At 36.7% G+C, this 20730-nt stretch carries 23 protein-coding genes; 15 read left to right on the top strand and 8 right to left on the bottom strand.

The genetic code is table 11. The features are described from left to right. Nucleotides 1-114: 114 nt before the first annotated feature. The 4 genes from ACIQXI_RS07510 to ACIQXI_RS07495 form a co-directional block, all read right to left on the bottom strand. Nucleotides 115-831, bottom strand: coding sequence for a LutC/YkgG family protein (locus ACIQXI_RS07510; RefSeq protein WP_402923098.1), 717 nt, complete (start codon nucleotides 829-831; stop codon nucleotides 115-117). Beyond that, nucleotides 831-2258: a LutB/LldF family L-lactate oxidation iron-sulfur protein gene (locus ACIQXI_RS07505; protein ID WP_402923096.1), complete on the bottom strand. Its 1428-nt coding sequence runs from the start codon at nucleotides 2256-2258 to the stop codon at nucleotides 831-833. Before ACIQXI_RS07505 ends, ACIQXI_RS07510 begins: the two co-directional genes overlap by 1 nt. 24 nt (nucleotides 2259-2282) lie before the next feature. Beyond that, nucleotides 2283-2999 carry a (Fe-S)-binding protein gene (locus ACIQXI_RS07500; protein WP_402923094.1) on the bottom strand — a complete coding sequence of 239 codons (717 nt, stop codon included), beginning with the start codon at nucleotides 2997-2999 and terminating at the stop codon, nucleotides 2283-2285. Nucleotides 3000-3171: 172 nt separating this feature from the next. Beyond that, on the bottom strand, nucleotides 3172-3894 hold the full coding sequence (locus ACIQXI_RS07495; RefSeq protein ID WP_402923092.1) for a FadR/GntR family transcriptional regulator: 723 nt from the start codon (nucleotides 3892-3894) through the stop codon (nucleotides 3172-3174). Between the two features lie 467 nt (nucleotides 3895-4361). On the opposite strand from ACIQXI_RS07495, the gene ACIQXI_RS07490 reads away from it, so the two are divergent. From ACIQXI_RS07490 to ACIQXI_RS07470, 5 genes are all read left to right on the top strand, one after another. Continuing rightward, nucleotides 4362-6041: an L-lactate permease gene (locus tag ACIQXI_RS07490; protein ID WP_402923090.1), complete on the top strand. Its 1680-nt coding sequence runs from the start codon at nucleotides 4362-4364 to the stop codon at nucleotides 6039-6041. A 274-nt stretch (nucleotides 6042-6315) separates the two neighbouring features. Beyond that, complete coding sequence (locus ACIQXI_RS07485; RefSeq protein WP_402923089.1) at nucleotides 6316-7026, top strand: cytochrome c biogenesis CcdA family protein; 711 nt, start codon at nucleotides 6316-6318, stop codon at nucleotides 7024-7026. Nucleotides 7027-7059: 33 nt separating this feature from the next. Continuing rightward, nucleotides 7060-7446: a response regulator gene (locus ACIQXI_RS07480; RefSeq protein WP_402923087.1), complete on the top strand. Its 387-nt coding sequence runs from the start codon at nucleotides 7060-7062 to the stop codon at nucleotides 7444-7446. A gap of 24 nt (nucleotides 7447-7470) precedes the next feature. After that, nucleotides 7471-7968, top strand: coding sequence for a CcdC family protein (locus tag ACIQXI_RS07475; protein WP_402923085.1), 498 nt, complete (start codon nucleotides 7471-7473; stop codon nucleotides 7966-7968). Between the two features lie 150 nt (nucleotides 7969-8118). Further along, nucleotides 8119-8310, top strand: coding sequence for a hypothetical protein (locus tag ACIQXI_RS07470; protein ID WP_402923084.1), 192 nt, complete (start codon nucleotides 8119-8121; stop codon nucleotides 8308-8310). A 216-nt stretch (nucleotides 8311-8526) separates the two neighbouring features. Here ACIQXI_RS07470 and ACIQXI_RS07465 read toward each other — a convergent pair whose 3' ends face one another. Both ACIQXI_RS07465 and ACIQXI_RS07460 read right to left on the bottom strand, forming a co-directional pair. Next, on the bottom strand, nucleotides 8527-8955 hold the full coding sequence (locus tag ACIQXI_RS07465; RefSeq protein WP_402925707.1) for a DUF2621 domain-containing protein: 429 nt from the start codon (nucleotides 8953-8955) through the stop codon (nucleotides 8527-8529). Between the two features lie 275 nt (nucleotides 8956-9230). Then, nucleotides 9231-9851, bottom strand: a complete 621-nt coding sequence (locus ACIQXI_RS07460; RefSeq protein ID WP_402923082.1) for a YczE/YyaS/YitT family protein — start codon at nucleotides 9849-9851, stop codon at nucleotides 9231-9233. Between the two features lie 114 nt (nucleotides 9852-9965). On the opposite strand from ACIQXI_RS07460, the gene ACIQXI_RS07455 reads away from it, so the two are divergent. The 4 genes from ACIQXI_RS07455 to ACIQXI_RS07440 all read left to right on the top strand — a co-directional run bounded on the left by ACIQXI_RS07455 (nucleotide 9966) and on the right by ACIQXI_RS07440 (nucleotide 11989). Beyond that, nucleotides 9966-10418, top strand: a complete 453-nt coding sequence (locus ACIQXI_RS07455) for a MarR family winged helix-turn-helix transcriptional regulator (protein WP_402923080.1) — start codon at nucleotides 9966-9968, stop codon at nucleotides 10416-10418. A 19-nt stretch (nucleotides 10419-10437) separates the two neighbouring features. Next, entirely contained in the window at nucleotides 10438-10956 is a 519-nt protein-coding gene (gene paiA / locus ACIQXI_RS07450; RefSeq protein ID WP_402923078.1) for a spermidine/spermine N(1)-acetyltransferase, read from the top strand. Between the two features lie 12 nt (nucleotides 10957-10968). Beyond that, nucleotides 10969-11589: an FMN-binding negative transcriptional regulator gene (locus ACIQXI_RS07445; RefSeq protein WP_402923076.1), complete on the top strand. Its 621-nt coding sequence runs from the start codon at nucleotides 10969-10971 to the stop codon at nucleotides 11587-11589. Nucleotides 11590-11671: 82 nt separating this feature from the next. Next, nucleotides 11672-11989, top strand: coding sequence for a thioredoxin family protein (locus ACIQXI_RS07440; RefSeq protein WP_402923074.1), 318 nt, complete (start codon nucleotides 11672-11674; stop codon nucleotides 11987-11989). A 415-nt stretch (nucleotides 11990-12404) separates the two neighbouring features. On the opposite strand, the gene ACIQXI_RS07435 is transcribed toward ACIQXI_RS07440, so the two are convergent. Together ACIQXI_RS07435 and ACIQXI_RS07430 are read right to left on the bottom strand one after the other, a co-directional pair. Further along, nucleotides 12405-13307: a cation diffusion facilitator family transporter gene (locus ACIQXI_RS07435; RefSeq protein ID WP_402923072.1), complete on the bottom strand. Its 903-nt coding sequence runs from the start codon at nucleotides 13305-13307 to the stop codon at nucleotides 12405-12407. 228 nt (nucleotides 13308-13535) lie between these two features. Beyond that, entirely contained in the window at nucleotides 13536-14741 is a 1206-nt protein-coding gene (locus tag ACIQXI_RS07430) for an MFS transporter (protein ID WP_402925704.1), read from the bottom strand. Between the two features lie 370 nt (nucleotides 14742-15111). Here ACIQXI_RS07430 and ACIQXI_RS07425 point away from each other — a divergent pair, with 370 nt between their 5' ends. The 6 genes from ACIQXI_RS07425 (at nucleotide 15112) to ACIQXI_RS07400 (ending at nucleotide 20686) form a co-directional block, all read left to right on the top strand. Continuing rightward, nucleotides 15112-15807, top strand: a complete 696-nt coding sequence (locus tag ACIQXI_RS07425; protein ID WP_402923070.1) for a Type 1 glutamine amidotransferase-like domain-containing protein — start codon at nucleotides 15112-15114, stop codon at nucleotides 15805-15807. 13 nt (nucleotides 15808-15820) lie between these two features. Beyond that, nucleotides 15821-16519: a hypothetical protein gene (locus ACIQXI_RS07420; RefSeq protein ID WP_402923068.1), complete on the top strand. Its 699-nt coding sequence runs from the start codon at nucleotides 15821-15823 to the stop codon at nucleotides 16517-16519. 44 nt (nucleotides 16520-16563) lie between these two features. Beyond that, nucleotides 16564-17004 (top strand): DUF5412 family protein, encoded by a 441-nt coding sequence (locus ACIQXI_RS07415; protein ID WP_402923066.1) that lies wholly within the window; start codon nucleotides 16564-16566, stop codon nucleotides 17002-17004. 90 nt (nucleotides 17005-17094) lie between these two features. After that, nucleotides 17095-17883 carry a phosphotransferase gene (locus ACIQXI_RS07410; protein ID WP_402923064.1) on the top strand — a complete coding sequence of 263 codons (789 nt, stop codon included), beginning with the start codon at nucleotides 17095-17097 and terminating at the stop codon, nucleotides 17881-17883. Nucleotides 17884-18089: 206 nt separating this feature from the next. Further along, on the top strand, nucleotides 18090-19445 hold the full coding sequence (locus ACIQXI_RS07405; protein ID WP_402923062.1) for an FAD-binding oxidoreductase: 1356 nt from the start codon (nucleotides 18090-18092) through the stop codon (nucleotides 19443-19445). Nucleotides 19446-19771: 326 nt separating this feature from the next. Beyond that, nucleotides 19772-20686: a glycine betaine ABC transporter substrate-binding protein gene (locus tag ACIQXI_RS07400; protein ID WP_402923060.1), complete on the top strand. Its 915-nt coding sequence runs from the start codon at nucleotides 19772-19774 to the stop codon at nucleotides 20684-20686. Nucleotides 20687-20730: the final 44 nt, after the last annotated feature.

Below are 20730 nucleotides of genomic sequence, written 5' to 3'. Positions count from 1 at the left end.
AACCATACAGGGAGGGCTAAAAGCATCAACGAGAGATTTCGTGGCGTTTTCTAGATTTTGAACAGCAAAAAAACAGGCATGCATCGGTTCTTTAAGCATGCCTGTTATTTGATTTTATTGATCTTCGATGACAATATAGGTTGCTTTGATTGGACCATGTACACCAACGATAAGAATCATTTCAATATCTGCAGAGTTACTCGGGCCCGTAATAAAATTAATACAGGAAGCAATATGTTCACCATTTTGAACTTTTTGGCTAATCCATCGAGCTGCTTGAGTGATGCGTGGAACAATCGTACTTTTAGGAATTAAAATAATCGATTTTTCGGGTAAAAAGCTCACTGATCTTCCTTTATGTTTGTCGCTAAATAAAACGGCCGTACCCGATTCAGCTAATGTCATTTCACTAATAGTAATACCAATATTGGCTTTTTCCGCTTGTCGAATATTTTCTGCTGGCTGTGTTTCATCCCATACATAAAGTTCGATATCAGCTTGTGGCCATTGTGTTTGCATTAATTGATCTAAACCATATTGTGCAAAGCGTTCATCTTGCCAAGTAATGACGGAGCGACCACCATACTGATCTACGACTTTTTGTAAATCGGTTGCAAGATTGGCTGTTGTCGTAACAATCATGTTTGTATTAATATTTTTACATTGCTGTTCAAGGACAGCAACGAGTTCATCTTTTGTAGCATCTTTTAACACACGGTCCTGTGGTTGGAATTGCCAATCCGGTTTTGTCAGTTGTGTAATGGGCGCTCGACCGAGTTGCTTGGCAATATTCGATAAAAATGAATCTCTATTAACAATGCTTCCTGCCATTATTCAGAACCTCCTTTTGTACGGTTGTTAAACCAGCTACGGAAATTTTCTCTATTCGGAGCCGGGAAATCTCTAGCTTCTGTCCACGCTTTTAAAGGACCTGGCCCTTTTGAAATTTTATTATCTTTCGTAAAAGGCGACATGGCTGGTGATGCCATTTTCGATGCCATTTTGTATAAAGTAGGGGAGGAAGCACCTAAGCCGAATGCCTTCATCAGTAGTTTTTCAGACACTGGAGCTTTCCCTTCATTTTCCACTATAACTTGACGATGTCGATGAATCAGTTGATGCAATGGAATTTTGACAGGACAAGCATCTGTACAAGCTCCACACAAAGTAGAAGCATATGGCAACTCCTTGAAATCATCATATCCTCCTAACAAAGGCGACAACACAACTCCGACAGGGCCTGAGTAAATTGAACCGTAAGTATGACCACCTACATGACGGTAAACAGGGCAGGCGTTTACACATGCTGCACAGCGAATGCATTGCAAAATAGGTTGGAATTCGCCACCTAAAATATCTGAGCGCCCGTTGTCGACAATGACTAAATGGAATTCTTCCGGTCCATCTGTATCACCTTCATCTTTTACCCCAGTTAACGTTGTAATATAACTTGTCAATTTTTGCCCAACGGCACTTCTTGTTAATAAGCTAACAAGTACTTCCATTTCTTCGAACGTAGGAACAATGCGCTCCATACCCATTACGGTAATTTGTGTTTTAGGTAATGCAGTTACTAAATCTGCATTACCTTCATTTGTCACTAGTGTGATGGAGCCGCTTTCAGCAATAGCGAAATTACAACCGGTAATGCCAATATCCGCTGTTAAATACTCATTGCGCAATTTTTCACGAACGTAAAGGGCTAGTTCTTCCGGTTTTTCGGTTTTGTCATAGCCCTGTTTTTCTTTAAAAACATCGCGAATTTGCTCTTTATTTTTATGCAATGCAGGTACGACGATGTGGGAAGGTGGTTCATGATCACCAACTTGCAATATATATTCACCAAGGTCAGTCTCAATTACCTCACAACCAAGTTGTTCAAGGGCTGGGTTTAAATTGATTTCTTCTGTTACCATCGATTTGGATTTGACAATTTTTTTAGCTTGCTTTTCTTGTGCAATTTGTTGAATATAGCTCGTCGCTTCTTGAGCAGTTTTGGCGAAATACACATGACCGCCACGCTTAGCCACATTTTCACTAAGTTGATATAAGTAATAATCTAAATTGGCTAAGACATGCTGTCGAATTTCCTCACCATGGGAACGCCATTCTTCCCAATTGCCAAGCTCATCCGCTTGTTGTAAGCGACGCGTTTGAAAGCGCTCTTGGGCACTTGATACCGCACCGCGCATAAAGGTATTTTCTAGCTCTTTCGTTACTCGCTTATTAAACCTATCATCGCTTGTTTTCATTGCCATTTGATTATCCTCCTCTGAAGCAAATTAGCGGCAGTTTAGTACTTCCGCAATATGCATAACTTTAATTGGTTTTCCTTGTCGCTCAATTCGACCACCGATATTGATTAGACACCCAGCATCCGCACCAATTAAAATATCAGCTTCTGTTTCTTCCACATTTTGTACTTTTTCATTAACCATTTCTCCAGAAATATTGCCCATTTTTACTGAGAAAGTGCCGCCAAATCCACAACAGCGGTCTTTCCCGGGCAGTTCTACATATTGTAAGCCTTTTACATGACTTAATAATTTGATAGGGGCTTCTTTCACTCCTAGTAATCGCGTCATATGGCAAGAAGTGTGAAATGTTGCTGTCCCTTGTAAATGAGCCCCGACATCTTCTACTTGTAAAACTTCTACAATAAATTCAGTGAATTCATAAGTTTTATCAGCTAGTGCTTGGGCTTTCGGCTCCCAAATAGCATCTCCTTTAAATACTTCAGGGTATTCTTTAAACATATAGGCGCATGAGCCAGAAGGGGAGACAACATACTCCGCATGTTCAAATGCAGTAATCATTTTTTTCATCGCATTTTTCGATTCTTGTACGTAACCACTATTATAGGCAGGTTGGCCACAGCATATTTGATTTTCTGGGAAGTCGATATCGCAGCCAAGTCTCTCTAATACTTCGACAACCGCTTTTCCTACATCACCTTGAAACATATCGACTAAACAAGTCGCAAACAGTGTAACTTTCACGCTCATCGCTCCTTTTGTGATTATTCCTATTCTTAATCAACTGGTCATCTGATGACTTTGTATGTAAATAGATTGCTTTAATAATACTACAACCTTTTAGAATGTTGAAAGTATTAATTTATAATTTTCAAAAAAATAGTAGCTGCCCATCATCTAGACAGCTACATTATCTTTATCGTTCAGTTGTCTCAAAATATTGCATTAAAACGTCCTCTACGTTACTTAAATGAGAGGCCATTGCGTGTTTCGCTAATTCTTCATTTTGTTGTTTAATTGCCAGAAAGATTTGCATATGTTCATCATATAACTTTTCACTTGTTGTTTTTTTCGAATATAACCAAATGCGGCGTGTTTCTTTCATTGTTTCAATCATTAGACCAGATACTTGATCTAAAATTGACGCTAGTAGGGGGTTTTGAGAAGCTGCTGAGATTGCTGCGTGAAATTGATAATCGGCTTTTTCACCTAATTCTTCATCACCTTGTGCAAGCTTCATGTCATCGAGAATGCGCAGCATCACTTGTATATCTTCTTCAGTCCGATGAATAGCAGCGCTAGCAGCAGCCCCGACCTCAATAATTTTTCGTACTTTTAATAAGTCTGAAACATCGTTTTTGTTTGTTAACGATAGGGTTGACAGAGGGAAATCCAGTTGTTTGGCTGGCATGTTCTTTACAAATGTTCCAGACCCTTGTTTGATTTCAATTAAACCCATCGCTTTTAGAGCGGATAAGGCTTCTCTGATGGCAGACCTGCTAACTTGTAATTGTTCAGCAAGTTGCTCTACCGAATCAAGACGATCCCCAGGCTTTAGGTCGCCTGCACGTATTTTTTCATAGAGCATTTCTGATACTTCTTCATATATTTTTTTCTGTTTTATTTTCTTTAATTCCAAGATGCTACACCTCATTCATCTCAATCGATGGCTCTACAATATAATTTTATTATACATGATGAATGAAAATATACCTCACTGAATAAAGGGATACTTAAAATTTTCCATCACGGGAAGCAATGTCTATTAGGTATTAGTGAAAGCAAAAATAATTTTGTAAACAAAAAATATTGAATTTTTAAATTATAGTTCATATAATTTTAACATATAGTCATCAGATGACCTAATCTTTTTGCGGGGAGGTGTTATAGAATATTAAATGGGTGTAATAATTGGTAGGTGTTAGTTAGTGGATAACTTCATTTGTAGTTTCTACAATAGTTTGACAAAGGTTAATGGTGAGTGATAGGCGAACAGCTTGGCTGCTGAGTAGACTGCATGCTTATCACTTAAAACAACAGAGAATCATGAGTTGCTGATACCTACTGTCATGTATTTGCGAGAAATAATAATTGGGGGTATGTAATTTGACATTTACACAAAATTTTACAGCTGTTGGGGGTAGTTTAACTTGGTCTGCAATTGTCGCAGTTATCCCTATTCTTTATTTTTTCTGGGCTTTAGCAATTAAAAAAATGAAGGGCTATATGGCGGGCTTAACGACTTTACTTGTTTCCTTAATTTTAGCGACTATTGCATTTAAAGTGCCAGTTGGGACGGCCATAATGTCCGCAACACAGGGGGCTGTTTACGGTTTATTACCTATAGGGTGGATTATTATCACTTCTGTTTTTTTATACAATATCACTGTAAAAACAGGGAATTTTCATATAATTCGTCATTCAGTGTTATCAATTACTGAAGACCGACGGATTCAAGCATTATTGGTAGCGTTTTCATTCGGGGCGTTTTTAGAAGGGGCTGCTGGATTTGGGGCACCGGTTGCCATTTCTGCCGCGCTATTAGTAGGGCTTGGTTTTAACCCGCTGTATGCAGCAGGTCTTTGTTTAATTGCGAATACGGCGCCCGTTGCATTTGGTGCTATTGGGGTTCCGATAACGGCAATGGAAGGGCCAACAGGTATTGCCGCATTTGAAATTTCAAAAATGGTTGGGCGACAATTACCGTTTTTAGCAGTATTTATTCCATTCTTTTTAGTTTTAATAATGACTGGGTTTAAAAAAGCTTGGGAAGTAATGCCAGCTATTTTAGTGTCGGGTATTTCATTTGCTGCTACACAATATTTGAGTTCAAATTTTTTAGGCCCTGAATTACCGGATGTTTTATCTGCATTAGTTTCACTCTTTGCACTAGCTGTTTTTATGAGATTTTGGCAACCAAAAACGATTTATCGTTTTGCTTCAGAACGTGAAGTAACAATTGAGGCAGGGGCAAAAAAAGAATCCTATAGCGGGGCTACAATCGTCAAGGCTTGGTCACCATTCATCATTTTAACAGCCTTTATTTCGTGTTGGGGCATACCGGCTATTAAAAGTGCTTTAATCGGAAATTATGAAGGCGCAAATTTTATTTTAAAAGCTGTAAACTTTATAGGACAAGCAGTGACTTTTACAGCAGAAGTACCACTTTTACATAATCAAGTGTTAAGTGGCGCAACAGGGGAGCCAATCGCGGCGTTTTATAAACTGGAACTGTTAGGCGCTGCCGGAACAGCCATATTATTGGCTGCAGTCGTATCTAAATTTATTTTTAACGTGTCGTGGAACGAATGGGGCAAAACATTCTTTGAAACATTGAATGAGATTAAATTTCCGCTCATTACGATTTGTAGTGTAGTGGGGTATGCCTATGTCACAAATACAGCAGGGATGATGACAACACTTGCATTGGTTTTAGCGAAAACAGGCGTGTTATTCCCGTTCTTCTCTCCTGTACTAGGTTGGCTCGGTGTATTCATTACAGGATCAGACACATCTTCAAATGTATTGTTTGCTAAGCTACAGCAAGTTACAGCTGAATCTGTTGGTATGGAACCAGTGTTAGCACTTGCTGCAAATGCTTCAGGTGGCGTAACTGGGAAAATGATTTCCCCACAGTCTATCGCCGTGGCAGCAGCAGCGGTTGGTCTTGTTGGGAGAGAATCAGAACTGCTACGCTTTGCTTTAAAATATAGTGTGATGCTGCTGTTATTTATTTGTATTTTAACGTTCTTACAAAGTACGGTCCTTGCTTGGATGATTCCATAAAACCCTTGAAAAACATAAGGAGTCTTACACGTTTTAGTAAAAGGTATTTGGACTTCGATAGCGTAACACAAAGTGTTAGGTTGATGTCAGCCAATCTAACACTTTTCTCTATTGACCTGGGCATTTCGTTGACAGAAAAAAGATGTGGGCGCATAATTCAGAAGTACTTTTCACAACATAGCGATTTTCATGAAACGTTCACAAGCTTAAATGGCGCAATTTCCATTATTTTTTGGTACGATGGAGGCAGTAACTTAAGGAGAGAATGTAAAATATGGAAACTGACATTAACGTATTTTTAGCGTTTGGAGCAGGTTTTTTAAGCTTCATTTCACCATGTACACTCCCACTGTATCCTGCCTTTTTATCATACATAACGGGGATGACTTTAGATGAGCTAAAATCTGAACGCGGCATGCTGCAAAAACGTGCGATTTTGCATACGCTATTCTTTTTACTAGGATTTTCGATTATTTTTATCATGATTGGTCTTGGTGCATCGTTAGCTAGAGAGTTTTTCCTCAATTATCAAACATTATTGCGTCAAGTGGGCGCTATATTAATTGTTATTTTTGGTTTAATGATTGTGGGATTACTACAAATTGATTTCTTAATGAAAGATCGTAAATTTCAATTTAAAAATCGACCGTCCGGCTATGTAGGGTCGGTTTTAATCGGTATTGCATTTGCAGCGGGGTGGACACCGTGTACCGGTCCGATTTTAATGTCCATTATTACGTTAGCCGGAGCAAATCCTTCTTCCGGTTTTAGCTATATGTTTGCTTACTATTTAGGTTTTGCGATTCCATTCTTTGTATTATCTTTCTTCATTTCCCGTATGAATTGGATTCGCAAACATAGCCAAAAAATCGTAAAAGTCGGCGGCTATATTATGATTGCCGTAGGGATATTGTTATTCTTTGATGGTTTAACATATATCACGCGACTATTACAGCCTATTTTCGGTGGATTTATTGGCTTCTAATCTGCTAAACTATAGGGCATACCGTACTTTAACGTGGAGGGAGATGAACACGTGCCTACAGTTTTAGTAGTGGATGATACGCTATTTATGCGTGTTACAATCAGTAATATGTTTAATGAGTGGGGTTATGAAGTAATCGGCAATGCAGTGAATGGTAAAGAAGCTGTAGAAATGTATCGAGCGTTACAACCAGATCTTGTAACGATGGATGTAACAATGCCTGTTATGACAGGAATAGCCGCTGTAAAACGAATCATCCCAGAATTCCCTAATGCAAAAATTGTCATGATTACAGCTTTAGGGCAACAAAAATTAATTGTAGAAGCGCTTGAAAGTGGTGCGAAAGATTTTATAACGAAGCCTTTCGAACCGGAAAGATTAAGGGCTATTGCTGACCAATTAGTTGGTCAAAATTGCTAATTTAACATCAGAGGAGGATTTTTTATGTTAAGCAATATCCCTTCTCACTACTATGTTATAGGTTCGACTATAATGGCCATTATAATGGGTAGCTTCGTTATGGTAGTACGTATGCGAGCTTCCAAAAAACCTACAAATGAGAAGAAAATTATTATTCCGCCGATTGCAATGTCTTCAGGTGCCTTAATGTTTTTATTTGCACAATTTCGAGTACCACCTATGCAAATTTTAGAAGCAGCTGCTGTAGGCGTAGTGTTCTCGACAATTTTAATTGCTACTTCTAAATTTGAAGTAAAAGGTCAGGATATTTATTTAAAACGTTCAAAAGCGTTTGTATTTATTTTAGTTGGACTGTTAATATTCCGTATTGTTGCAAAAATGATATTAAGTAGCACAATAGATGTCGGTGAGTTAGCAGGCATGTTTTGGATTTTAGCATTTGCTATGTTAGTACCATGGCGCATTGCAATGCTGGTTCAATTTAAAAAAATCAAAAAAACGATTCCACTAAAAAGTATGTAAGGAAAAGAAACTACAATAGCATTTATGCTGTTGTAGTTTTTTTATAGTCACAAAGACGAAGATATCCTGCAATTTCGCCCTACAACAAGCACAATTAATCACGAATCGTGGTATACTAGGAAGCACGTTAAAAATTGAGGAGTTTACGACATGAAATATTTTAAACCACAGATGCAACAGCTAGTAAAGGAAAACCGTGAATTACATGATCGACTAAAAGAGCTGATGGCAGATATGGATTTGCAAAAAAATTATGCATTAAAGGCACTGTACCATGCAGAAGTGGCAGACGGTGGGCGCTACCAGCAAGATTATCAAGCACTAGATTATTTATTTAAATAATATTAAAAGCCGCACTTTTTACAGAGTGCGGCTTTCTTAAATAAGAATAGTTGCTATGGCCATTGATTTCCGTTGCAGGTGGATGCATTCCTCAGCCACATCATAAGCCACAACCCTCGCCAACGCGCGGTTAGTTGCGTCTTACTATGCGTGCGTTCCCGCTGGAGTCGCCGCCTTCCACTATAATCAGTTTATGTGCAGCTTTAATGCATACAATTATTCAAAAAGATGTTCGTACGGAGAGACATCTATTTGCAGTTGATCTAATTTTTTGCGTAAAAATTTATGATCACGTTTGGGCGTAGCTTGTATATAGCCACGAATAATTAAATCATGGTCGATAGCTTTAGCTTTCTCTTCTAAAGCAAGTTCCCCAATTTTACCCGCAATTTTTTCTTTCGCGACTTGTCTAAATAACTCAGGAACTGGGCTTACTAGCTCATATAGAAGTTCTTTCTCAGGTTGTCCCCAAAGATGAATCGTTTTATCTAAGTAAAATTCCTGCCAATCTAAATCTGATTTACCATCTTGTTTTGGTAAAGCCTTTAAAAATTTGCGGAACATAAAAAATCCGCCAATTGCCATTAATGATATAAGGACAACTACCCAAAATAAAATAAACCATAAAAACCAACCATCTAACAAATCGTTCACCTCTTTGTCTTCTCTCCTTCTATTATAAAAGCTAGTTTAAAAAAATTCATCCTTATTGTGGTTATTTTTACAATAAGTTTGAGATGTTTCATCATATTGTTACGGTTTTTGCTAAATTAATTGGAGAACAAAGAAAAAGAGTTTTAATAAAGTCCAATTTTCATGGTATAAGTTATTATTGCTTCTTAAATTAACAAAACTTCAGACAAAATGCTCGCCATAATAAAGTTGATAAGGGCGAGCATTTTCTTTGTAATGAATGGCAACTATTCTTCGCTAAATGTAGTAGTATCCTGTAAAGCGCCATCTATAAATCTTTTTGTAATGGGCATAAAGAAATTAAGAATTATGCCACCGAAACTTACTGTTAACAATGTGCCAACTCCGATTGGCCCTTTAAATAGCATTGCTAATAGTAAAAACAACAGGTAAATAGATGTTCGCGCAAAAAATAAATTTCTTTTCGTTAATTGTTGTATGATCAAGGTTAATCGATCAACTGGAATCGGTGCAAAATTTGTTTGCAAATAGGTTGCAGTACCTAAGCCGATAATAACTAAACCAATAGCAAAACAAATTGTTTTGCTATACCATAGATCAGGGGTTAACAAATTATGTAATAAAAATAACCATATATCAATACCTAAGCCTGTAATAAAGGCTGTAATTAATCCTAAAAACTCTGGTCTTTGTTTTGCTAATATGGCGTTACAGCATATTAATAGTACAGCAATAATTATTTCCCAACTCCCGACAGTAAGTCCTACATGTATTGATAATCCTACTAGCAGTGCATCGAAAGGGGACGTACCAAGATTAGATTGAATAGTGAATGCAATACCAAGTGTTAAAAGTAATATTCCAAATACATAAAAGCTATATTTCACACTTTTTGACCTCCTTCTCAGCGTTATTTTTGTTGTATTTGCAACAAAAATAGATTACATTTAATATATATACTTTTTGTTGCATTTGCAATAAAAAACCGGAGGAGATAATTTATGGAAGATATTCTTCGTGAAATTGGTATGATTGCAAGAGCGTTAGATTCTATTAGTAATATTGAATTTAAAGAATATGACCTGACAAAAGGACAGTATTTATATCTTGTACGAATTTGTGAAAATCCAGGTATTATACAAGAAAAGCTAGCAGAGATGATTAAAGTAGATCGAACAACAGTGGCTCGTGCGATAAAAAAACTAGAGATGAATCACTTTATTGAAAAGAAAGAGGACGACTATAACAAAAAAATAAAAAAACTCTTTCCAACAGAAAAAGGCAAAGCGATTTTTCCAATTATTAAAAGAGAAAATGATCATTCTAATCGAGTGGCATTAGCAGGATTTTCAGAAAATGAAGCGGCAACAATTTTGTTGCTTCTACAACGAGTTCGGAAAAATGTAGAAGTAGATTGGGAGTTTGTGAAAAAGGGCAATAAGAGAGAGTATTAATAGAAGGGGTTGTAATAAAATGTCTGTAAAAATCATCAAGTGTAAAATGGAAGATGTTCATGTACTCCAAGAAATAAGTATTGAAACGTTCAATGATACATTTAGCAATCAAAATTCACCTGAAAATATGAAGACCTATTTGGATCGAGCATTTACTATTGAACAACTAGAGTCTGAATTAGCGAATCGTTCTTCACAATTTTATTTTATTTTGTATGATAAAGAAGTTGCGGGCTATTTAAAAGTAAATGTAGACGATTCTCAATCAGAAACAATGGGGGATGACTTCCTTGAAATTGAGCGAATTTATATAAGAAATAAGTTTCAAAGAAAAGGGCTTGGAAAATACTTAATTGATAAAGCGATAGACATTGCCGGAGAACAAAACAAGAAAAACATTTGGCTAGGCGTTTGGGAGAAGAATGACAATGCCATTTGTTTTTATGAAAAAATAGGTTTTGTCCAAACGGGCGCGCATTCATTTTATATGGGTGATGAAGAACAAATGGATATCATTATGACAAAAAAACTTAAGTAAAGGAGGGCTATAATGTATATTCCTAAATACTATAAAGTTACGAATGTTCGTGAAATTGAAGATTTTATTCAAGCAAATTCTTTCGCTACACTTGTGACAACAAAACAAGGAACACCTATTGCTACACACCTACCAGTAATGTTGCATAAAAAAGGTGATGATGCATACTTAACTGGACATATGGCATATGGCAATCCGCAATGGAGAACTTTTGAAACTTGTGGAGATGTACTCGTTATGTTTCAGGGAGCGCATGCGTATATTTCTTCATCCTGGTATACACACGAAAATGTGCCAACTTGGAATTATCAGGCTGTTCATATTTATGGACAAGCAACTATTTTAGAAAAAGACGTATTAGTCGACGATTTAACAATGCTATTAGAAAAGTATGAAAAGCATAGAGAGAAACCTGTACTCTGGGATACAATTTCTCCAGAGCTGTTAGAAACTGAAATGAAAGGTATCGTTGGGTTTAAAATAAAGGTAGATAAGATACAGGCCGCCTATAAATTAAGCCAGAATCGAAATGAAGTAGATTATGGACACATTGTGTCCCAATTAAAAAATGAAGAAACCCCCAATTCACAACAAATGGCACAACTAATGGAACAGAGATGTAAAAAGCAATAATAGTGAATGCTTTATTTGCCCAGATGGTGATAAATATATGTTATTATTAGAAAAATAAAATAGTTTTAAAGGAGATTTATAGGTGGAAAATTTACAAACGATTGAGCAATTTGAAGAACTAAAAAAAGGGGAGCGTACACTATTTGTTTTTTCAGCAGATTGGTGTGGGGATTGCCGATTCATCGATCCGATAATGCCTGAAATAGAAGAAAAATATAGTCATTATCATTTTGTTAAGATTGACCGTGATCAATTTATCGACCAATGTATCGAATTAAATGTATTTGGCATTCCGAGCTTTGTAGCTTTCAATCAAGGCAATGAAGTGGGCCGCTTTGTTAGTAAGGACCGTAAAACAAAGCAAGAGATTGAAGCTTTTATTGAGGGCTTATCTGTATAATAAGAGCACTCCGACTTAATGTACCAAATAGTATGTCTGCAATAATTGTGTTCGTGATTACATTATTATTTTTTATCTAAAAACACTCCTCACAGAGTTCTCTAGTCATGCAGATTACTACGCAGGAACGTGGTAAATTAATTTTTACTTCAGGCGTTTTTAGCACATTGGTATAGGCTTTACTAGTTGATTGTAGTGAAGGGTTGCTCGACTCCTGCGGGACAAGCGTGAGACTTAAGACCCCGCACGCAGCGCAGCGGAGGAGGCTTAAGCCACGCCCGCGGAAAGCGAGCAACTCGTAACGGAAATCAACATGCACATAGTATAAGGCATAACCCACTATCTTTTTGAATGTAAGAAATCATTTGATTACAGTAAAACACCTCCTAAACGTTAGGAGGTGTTTATTTTGTGCCTATTTAAGATTGTCGTACCAAGGGTTTAAGTGAATCAGTACTTCTTCTACATTTTGATGCTGCGCCATTATCGTTTTCTTAATTTTGCGGATAATATCATGACCTTCTTGAATAGTTAGTTCGCCAGGTACACTGACACGAAGATCTACCAATACATAATGACCATGCTCTCGAGCACGGAGACGATCAATACGTTTTACCTCTGGTATTGTTCGTATTAACATTTCGAAATTATCCAGTGTTTCTCGGCTGACACTTTTCTCCATTAGGGTGTCGATTGCCTCTAATAACATACCATATGCCAGTTTAAACACTAAAATCGTTACTATGATACCAGCGATTGGATCCCCATATGTAAGGATGGAAATATGGAAATGTTCCCCAACAAGTGCCAGCCCAATACCCAGAACAGCAGCAATTGAAGCGTAGACATCTGCCAAATGGTCATAGGCAGTCGCAATTAAACCTTTACTGTTTGTTCTTTTGCCAATTTTAATCGTATAGAAGTATAAAATAAGCTTCCAAACGAGTGAAATAATGGCGGTAATAAAAGCAATTAAGCTTGCTTTTTCTGGTTCCTGAAAAAAAGCTTTGATTGATTCATACGCAATATAAAATGCAGCGATGATTAAAATAATCCCGACAATTGCTGAACTGATGACTTCCGCTTTACCATGTCCGTACGGATGATCTTCGTCAGCAGGGCGTTTGGAAATACGCATCGATGTTAAAGCGGCACCACTTGCGATAACATCACCTGCATTATGATAGCCATCTGCTAGCAACACAGGACTATGGAAAAGCGTACCCACTACAATTTTTAAAATGGTTAACACGATGTTGCTTATTAAACTTATCCAACCCGCTACAATTGAAGCGTTGGAATTTGTGCTTTGATTCATAAATGTATACCTCCGATAAAAATCTTTCCTAGAAGCAACAAAAACCTTTGACTTGTTTTAAGTCAAAGGTTTCTTATAAAAAAATATTTGCTTTTGTGGATTAGAAAATTGAATCATATTGCTCACTCCTATATAGGCGTTCACTGAGTGTACCACATTCTATTCACCGGTTCAATAATCGTATGAATCTTTACAGGTTTTTTTGATAGCCCACACTAGAAAGTCAAATTATTTCGATTTCCGGTACCATAAAATAACGGGAATAAGCATAAATGCTATAAGTCCACCTGTTAAAGATAATACTGCGTAATTAGAATTAGCTACTATAACTCCAGAAAGAGCGCCACCAGTAGCTCCTGCTAGTGCAACAAACACGTCAATCGTTCCTTGAGTTTTAGCGCGTGTCGAAGGTTCAGTAGCATCAACAATTTGAGCAGTCCCACTAATTAAGCCGAAATTCCATCCTAATCCTAATAGTGAAAGTGCTAGTATAAGCATTACCATCGAATCACTTGGTGCAAAGGCGGCGACTAACCCAGCAAGCAATAAAGTCACGCCAGCAGCGATACTCATAGCTGTTCGGCCAATCTTATCAACAAGAATACCTGTTACAAGCGAAGGTAGATACATGGAGCCAACATGAAAGCCTATCACGATGCCTACAGCACTTAAATGATGTCCATGATGTTGCATATGAATGGGCGTCATGGTCATAACTGCGACCATCACGATTTGCGTAAGAATCATAACAACTGCGCCTACTATAACCCCATTTTTATTTATGACAGAATTAACCTGACTGATAGCTCCATCAGCTTCTTGATGTTTATGTACTTCTATTGATTTGGCCAGCAGTAATGGATCCGGACGAAGCATAATAAAAAGTATGAAACCAGCCGTTATAAATGCAACGGCAGATAATAAAAAAGGACCAGCTAATGAAGGTATGCCAATTGAAAGGGCAAATTTCCCCATGACTTCTACTAAATTCGGTCCTGCTACGGCACCAAATGTTGTCATAACCATCGTAGTACTAATAGCTTTTGCTCGTTGTTTTTTGTCAGCTAGATCAGTCCCTGCATAACGAGCCTGTAAATTTGTAGCAGTTCCTGCACCGTAGACGAGTAGGGACGCGAACAATAAGATAACACTATTGAGTAAAGCAGCTACAACAACCCCAATTGCTCCTAGACCACCGGTAAGAAAACCTACAGTTAAACCGATTCGACGTCCATAGCGTTGTGAAAGCTTGCCAACAAAATATGCGGCAATAGCAGAACCTAATGTAAAGAGGGCGGAAGGTAAACCCGCAATGGCCTCTGTCCCAAGCATCTGTTGAGCTAACAGGGCACCTACTGTAATCCCCGCTGCAAGCCCTGCACCACCAAAAATTTGTGATAAACTCACCACAAGTAACACTCTTTTATAGATCATTTTTAGTTTTTCGGGAGAATGAATATAATGTCCGATTGAATTATTTGTATTATCCAATTATATGTAGCACCATCTTTCTTGCATTTTGATAAGACTATTTACCAAGCTTAACATAATCATGCAATTGTAGAAATATTACAAGTTGTAAAGTATTCGTTGTGTCGCCCTAGGTTATGTAAGAAGAATAAGAATCATATTGCTCTTCAATACTTTTTTGGGGATGGCTTTTACATATATGTGTTTATTGGGATATAATCAATATATTCAATTGTGGTAGTATTATCCATATGCCACGGCGTACTTTACTAAAATAAATAACATCTAGTACCTATCTAAAAAAAACTAACTCAAGCTGAAAGGACGAAGCATTATGAAACAAATTATTGCGCTTGGGGGAGGCGGATTTTCGATGGAGCCTGAAAATCCATTATTGGATCAATACATTTTAAAACAAGCTAGAAAAACAACGCCAAAAATTTGTTTTCTAGCAACGGCAAGTGGTGATTCGGAAAATTATATTGCTCGTTTTTATCAATTCTTTGAAAAACAGAATTGTCAGCCATCCCATTTATCATTATTTAACCCTCCTACAAGAGATTTAGAAAGTTTCTTATTAGAAAAAGATATTATTTATGTTGGTGGAGGGAATACAAAGAATTTAATGATTTTATGGCAAGAGTGGGGGATCGATACGATATTGAAAAAAGCTTGGGAACAAGGAATCATATTAGCTGGTATCAGTGCGGGTTCCATTTGTTGGTTCGAAGAAGGGGTTACAGACTCTTATGGAGATGGATTAGAACCATTAAAATGTTTAGGTTTACTCAAAGGGAGTAATTGCCCCCATTACGATGGTGAATCAGACAGAAGACCTGCCTATCAACAACTGATTGCCACTAATCGAATTACACCTGGTGTTGCAACCGATGACGGTGTTGCTCTTCATTTTATTGACCAAAAAATTAGTCATATTGTTAGTTCAAGAGCAAATGCTAAAGCTTATAAAGTTGATTATGATAAGAACATAAAGGAAATAGAATTAGCGACGAAATATTTAGGTTCTTAAATAGGAGAAAAAGATGAAAAGTAAGAAACGACTCGTATTGATAGTAATTCTACTATTAATAATTGTTATAACGAATTTACTTACGCAAAAAGAGGAAGGTGAAATAACAAAACTTCCGATAGAAAAAATAGCAAAGCTTCCTATTATTAATTCTAACGGCAACTATATTCGTTACGAAAATTTTGATACGTTAAAGCAACATTCAGAACTGATCATTATTGCCAAAGCGACAGCGGAATTTGAACATCGCGAACATATGAATACATTTCATGAAACGCCTGAAGATAAATATCAACCTAATTTTTTAATTGATGGCATCACTAAAACGAACATACATATTAAAAAAATCCTTCAACAACCCGAAGATGCGCATTTTAATGAAGGTGATATGCTAAGTGTAATTGAACCAATCACCATTTTAGAAGATGTCGATAACGTAAAGAAAATCAAGACGATAAGTAATTATCAAGCCATTGGCATGGAGGATACCATACTTTTCTTAACAAAGAATTCATTTGGTGATTACGGTGTCATCAATATGAATAATGGTCATTATAGTGTAACGACATCTGAGGAGCTTGCTACAACAAGAAAGCTATCTGCAAGCGAGGCAAGAGAACAAACTGAAGATTTTAAGCTACATCAAAAAATAAAAGAGACGATTTTAAAAACATATCATACGGAAATCAATGAGGTACAAAATCCATCATAATTTTGCAATAGGAATTTCATGGTATAGATAAAAGGATGTGGCACATGCTTAAAAAATTAATCAAAGTAATTTTTGTAGTCATTTTATTATTGTTTTTCTATTACGAGTATAAATATTTTACATTTGATTTTATGTATAAAGGAGACTTGAAGGACGGCAAGCCGGTTGTCTCACCAAATGGGGATTATTCAGCGCAAATCTATTATGAAAATTACGGTGGTGCTGCAGGAGGCGTTAATTTGATTGTCAATATAATCAATCAAAAATCGAATAAAGAACAAACGATTTACTTTAGTGATGCAAAAGGCAATGTTATTTTAAACTGGAAAGACCCCAATGTCCTGTCTGTTACGAACTATGACCAATTTGAAAATCGCAATGTGGATTTAATCGTTGGCAAAGAAATATACGATGAAAACGGCGGCGCATGTCAACATTATAAGATTAAAAAACAATATGTTTGTAAAGACAAAGACTCTATATAATTTGCAGTTATGGAAAGGGAGATGCTAATGTAAGCATCTCTTTATTAATTGGCGCATGTGAATATGTGTAGTTAGACGGGGGATATGGAAATGCCACTAATAGAAATCACTGAAATACCAATTGAAATCAAAGAGTATCTTCACACAATAAATGCAATAAAGTATCCTCGACAAGGCCACAGCTCTGATGTGGCAATTATTGAAAGTAATCAGGGCGTTTTTGCATTGAAAAGAACAAAGGGAAAATTATTTTGCTCTTGGTTAGAGAGAGAAGTAACGGTATTAAACTGTTTAGCAAAGCAAACAACACTACCCGTTCCAACAGTGAAGAAATTTGTTGAACAACAAAACCAAAATTGGGCACTGCTTGAATGTGTAGAAGGGGAAACATTAAGGACGGCTTTATGTACGGAAACAAATAAAGAGAAGCGGCAAGAAATGCTCTTTCATTTTGGTGCAATCCTGTTCCAAATCCATGCTACCCCTTGTCCGAAAGAGCTACAATATGAACGAAAATGGCTCGACCATATGTTAGATCAAGCTGAATACAACTTCAAAAATTATAAAGTAGACGGCAATCAGCGATTATTAGAAAAGATTAAACTAACGCAACCTGAAGACTATCAACAAACATTGATTCATGGGGATTTTACAATTGATAATGTGCTAGTCTCAAACGGAGTCATTACCGGTGTGATTGATTGGGGAAGTGGAGCTTGTGGCGATCCAAGATATGACGTATCACTGGCAATACGCCCAAAACCGAATGCTTTTGAAAATACTATCGATAAAGAAATTTTCTTTGAAGGATACGGCGCACAGACTATAGATGAAAACGTCTATAATTATTATGTAAAGGGCTTATATGAATTTTTTTAATAGCAAGCTTTGGCTATCGAATTCGTTTTGCAGTTTTGGATAGTAGGGAGCATTTTAAACTAAATAATGTTTTAGAAAGTTTATTAAATGTAATCTACGCAAGAAAGTTCAATCCTTTTTTTAGAAGGTTCCTAGAAACCTATTATTGTTCTGAATAGAAGAATACATTAGTATAAACTACTTTTGGAATAGTCGAGGTGAAAAAAATGGAACAAGATTCTTCTTTTTTAAAAGGGCTAACTGGTGAGGTTATAACAATCAAAGAACTACTTTACGAGGAGGCAAGACAAGAATGGAATCGTGCTATTGATAAATATCCATTGGTAATTGTCTATTGCGAAATGAAACAGGATGTTATAAATGCTATACGGTGGGCACGAAAACATTGTATAAGCATTCGCATTCGATCAGGTGGGCATCATTACGAAGGATATTCTATAGGTGATTTCGTTTTAGTTATTGATATTAGTCGATTAAAAGCATTGAATATTAATAAAAGGAATCATATTTTAAAAATCGAAGCAGGGGCAAAAAATACGGAAGTATATGATTTTATTGGTACGCAGGGCTATAGTTTTCCAGGTGGAACATGCCCCACTGTTGGTGTATCGGGATTTACGCTTGGTGGTGGTTGGGGATTTTCTAGCCGACTTTACGGATTAGGCTGTGATAGTTTATTAGAATTAGAGTTAGTTAATTACGAAGGAAAATTGATAAAAGCCAATAAACATTATAACGCAGACCTTTTTTGGGCGTGTCGAGGTGCAGGCGGTGGCAATTTTGGTGTAGTAGTGAACATGACATTTCAATTACCCCAGCCAGTGCAGACTACTATCACGTACTTTAAGTTCTTTTATATTGACACAACACAGGAAAAACAAGTAAATGTGATGGATATATGGCAAAAATGGTTGCCAGATTTAGATAAACGGATGACGTTAGTCGCTAGTTTTTATAATGCAGAGGGAGAAGGATTAGGTATATTTGCAACAGGATTTTTTTATGGTCCATCGGAAAAGGCTGAAAAAATCTTACAACCTTTTTCGGAGATAGTGGGGTACCGGCTAGAGATAGAAGAACTATCTTTTCTTGAAGCGATTAAAAAGGTAGAAGAAACGTATCCTTCATATGAAAAATTCAAGTCAACAGGTAGGTTTGTTCAAAGGCATTATTCACAAGATGAGCTTAATGCCGCTGCAGCTCTCCTCGAAAGACCGCCAAAAGGTTCGATTTATGTAGCACTTTCTTTGTATGCATTAGGGGGAGAAATTAGTCATATTGACCAAAAAGAAACCGCCTTTTTCTATAGGCAGGCTAAATATATCATGGGTATTCAGTCTGTGTGGTTAGAAGATGCCTATGCCAAAGAAAATGATTTATGGATTCGTAAACATTTCGCATTTATTAAAACAATTACAGAAGGTTCTTATATAAATTTTCCTATAAGTAATCTTGCTAATTATGAAAAAGAATACTTTGGAGGTAATGCGCAAAGGCTGTTGCGTGTAAATAAAAAGTATGATCCGTTGAATATATTTACTTTTCCTCAAGGATTGGAATAACAAATTTAAGTAATCTAATATTTTAAAGGAGTATATACGACGACGCTATCACATAGGGTAACGATTTACCAGGTAGTGGAGTGATTGACAAAAGACGTTGACATTATTTACTTGTCATCGTTTTTTTTTTTTTTGCACGTTAACAAAAAAGTTTTAGTCGTCCCTAACACGGGTATAGACATTTTGTTGTTTGACAAAAGTAACAACCTGTTGTTAAAATCAAGTTGTTACTTTTGGTAATGCAGTATAATTCTATAAATAAAGTATTTTATTTGAAAATGCGAAGAGACGTAAATAGGTCTCTATTAATTAAGGGGGAAGGGAAAATGAACAACTTGAAAACGATCGGTCTCACTGCCGGTTTAGCCGTTTCATTACTATTAACGGGATGTGGAAGTGACGACAGCAAACAAAACAATGGAGATTCTACAGGCAATAAAACGAACATTGGCGAACAAGTGGATTATCAGATTATAGGGATTGAACCAGGAGCTGGGTTAACTGATTTATCGGAAAAAACTTTAGCAGAATATGAAAACTTGAAAGGTTGGGAACTTGTTGAAAGTTCTACCCCAGGGATGTTAGGTTCATTAGAGCAAGCTATTCGAAATGAAGAACCGATTATTATTACTGGTTGGACACCTCATTGGATGTTTTCATCGTATGATTTAAAATTTCTAGATGATCCTCAAGGAACATTAGGTGGAACGGAAAATATTAATACACTTGTGCGTAAAGATTTAGAAAAAGATATGCCGGATGCGTATACCATTCTCGATCGTTTTTATTGGGAACCAGAAGATATGGAAGCTGTCATGTATGAGGCACAGACTACTTCTTTTGAAGATGCCGCAGACAAATGGATAAAAGAAAATGAAGACAAAGTTAGCGAATGGACAAAAGGTGTGAAAGAAGTAAAAGGAACGGACATTGAACTTGCTTCTACGCCATGGGATTCAGAGCGAGCTTCAAGTAGTGTATTAAAGGCAGTATTTGAACAAATGGGATATACGGTGACAATTACACCCGTAGACCCTGCTATAATGTTTCAGGCAATCGCGACAGGGGTAGCAGATGCAACTGTTGCTGCTTGGATGCCATCCACACATGGTTCTTTTTATGAAAAATATAAGAACGATTTAGTTGATTTAGGGGAAAATTTAAAAGGTACAAAAAATGGATTTGTTGTTCCTGAATATATGGATATCGATTCAATTGAGGATTTACAGCCTAAGAAATAACCTATTAGCAAAAAGGAATTTCCTTCATTTAGAGGGGAATTCCT

Origin of the sequence: Lysinibacillus sp. NPDC097195, assembly GCF_044762075.1 — a bacterium.
Classification (GTDB): domain Bacteria; phylum Bacillota; class Bacilli; order Bacillales_A; family Planococcaceae; genus Lysinibacillus.
The sequence above is the reverse complement of the archived record's forward strand: the minus strand, read 5'-3'. Positions and strand labels throughout refer to the sequence as shown.

Excerpts from the sequence above, each read along its gene's own strand:
- ACIQXI_RS07510 (WP_402923098.1), bottom strand. The coding sequence starts at position 831 with ATGGCAGGAAGCATTGTTAATAGAGATTCATTTTTATCGAATATTGCC.
- ACIQXI_RS07505 (WP_402923096.1), bottom strand. The coding sequence starts at position 2,258 with ATGGCAATGAAAACAAGCGATGATAGGTTTAATAAGCGAGTAACGAAA.
- ACIQXI_RS07485 (WP_402923089.1), top strand. The coding sequence starts at position 6,316 with ATGGAAACTGACATTAACGTATTTTTAGCGTTTGGAGCAGGTTTTTTA.
- ACIQXI_RS07475 (WP_402923085.1), top strand. The coding sequence starts at position 7,471 with ATGTTAAGCAATATCCCTTCTCACTACTATGTTATAGGTTCGACTATA.
- ACIQXI_RS07470 (WP_402923084.1), top strand. The coding sequence starts at position 8,119 with ATGAAATATTTTAAACCACAGATGCAACAGCTAGTAAAGGAAAACCGT.
- ACIQXI_RS07455 (WP_402923080.1), top strand. The coding sequence starts at position 9,966 with ATGGAAGATATTCTTCGTGAAATTGGTATGATTGCAAGAGCGTTAGAT.
- paiA (WP_402923078.1), top strand. The coding sequence starts at position 10,438 with ATGTCTGTAAAAATCATCAAGTGTAAAATGGAAGATGTTCATGTACTC.
- ACIQXI_RS07445 (WP_402923076.1), top strand. The coding sequence starts at position 10,969 with ATGTATATTCCTAAATACTATAAAGTTACGAATGTTCGTGAAATTGAA.
- ACIQXI_RS07435 (WP_402923072.1), bottom strand. The coding sequence starts at position 13,307 with ATGAATCAAAGCACAAATTCCAACGCTTCAATTGTAGCGGGTTGGATA.
- ACIQXI_RS07430 (WP_402925704.1), bottom strand. The coding sequence starts at position 14,741 with ATGATCTATAAAAGAGTGTTACTTGTGGTGAGTTTATCACAAATTTTT.
- ACIQXI_RS07425 (WP_402923070.1), top strand. The coding sequence starts at position 15,112 with ATGAAACAAATTATTGCGCTTGGGGGAGGCGGATTTTCGATGGAGCCT.
- ACIQXI_RS07420 (WP_402923068.1), top strand. The coding sequence starts at position 15,821 with ATGAAAAGTAAGAAACGACTCGTATTGATAGTAATTCTACTATTAATA.
- ACIQXI_RS07415 (WP_402923066.1), top strand. The coding sequence starts at position 16,564 with ATGCTTAAAAAATTAATCAAAGTAATTTTTGTAGTCATTTTATTATTG.
- ACIQXI_RS07410 (WP_402923064.1), top strand. The coding sequence starts at position 17,095 with ATGCCACTAATAGAAATCACTGAAATACCAATTGAAATCAAAGAGTAT.
- ACIQXI_RS07405 (WP_402923062.1), top strand. The coding sequence starts at position 18,090 with ATGGAACAAGATTCTTCTTTTTTAAAAGGGCTAACTGGTGAGGTTATA.
- ACIQXI_RS07400 (WP_402923060.1), top strand. The coding sequence starts at position 19,772 with ATGAACAACTTGAAAACGATCGGTCTCACTGCCGGTTTAGCCGTTTCA.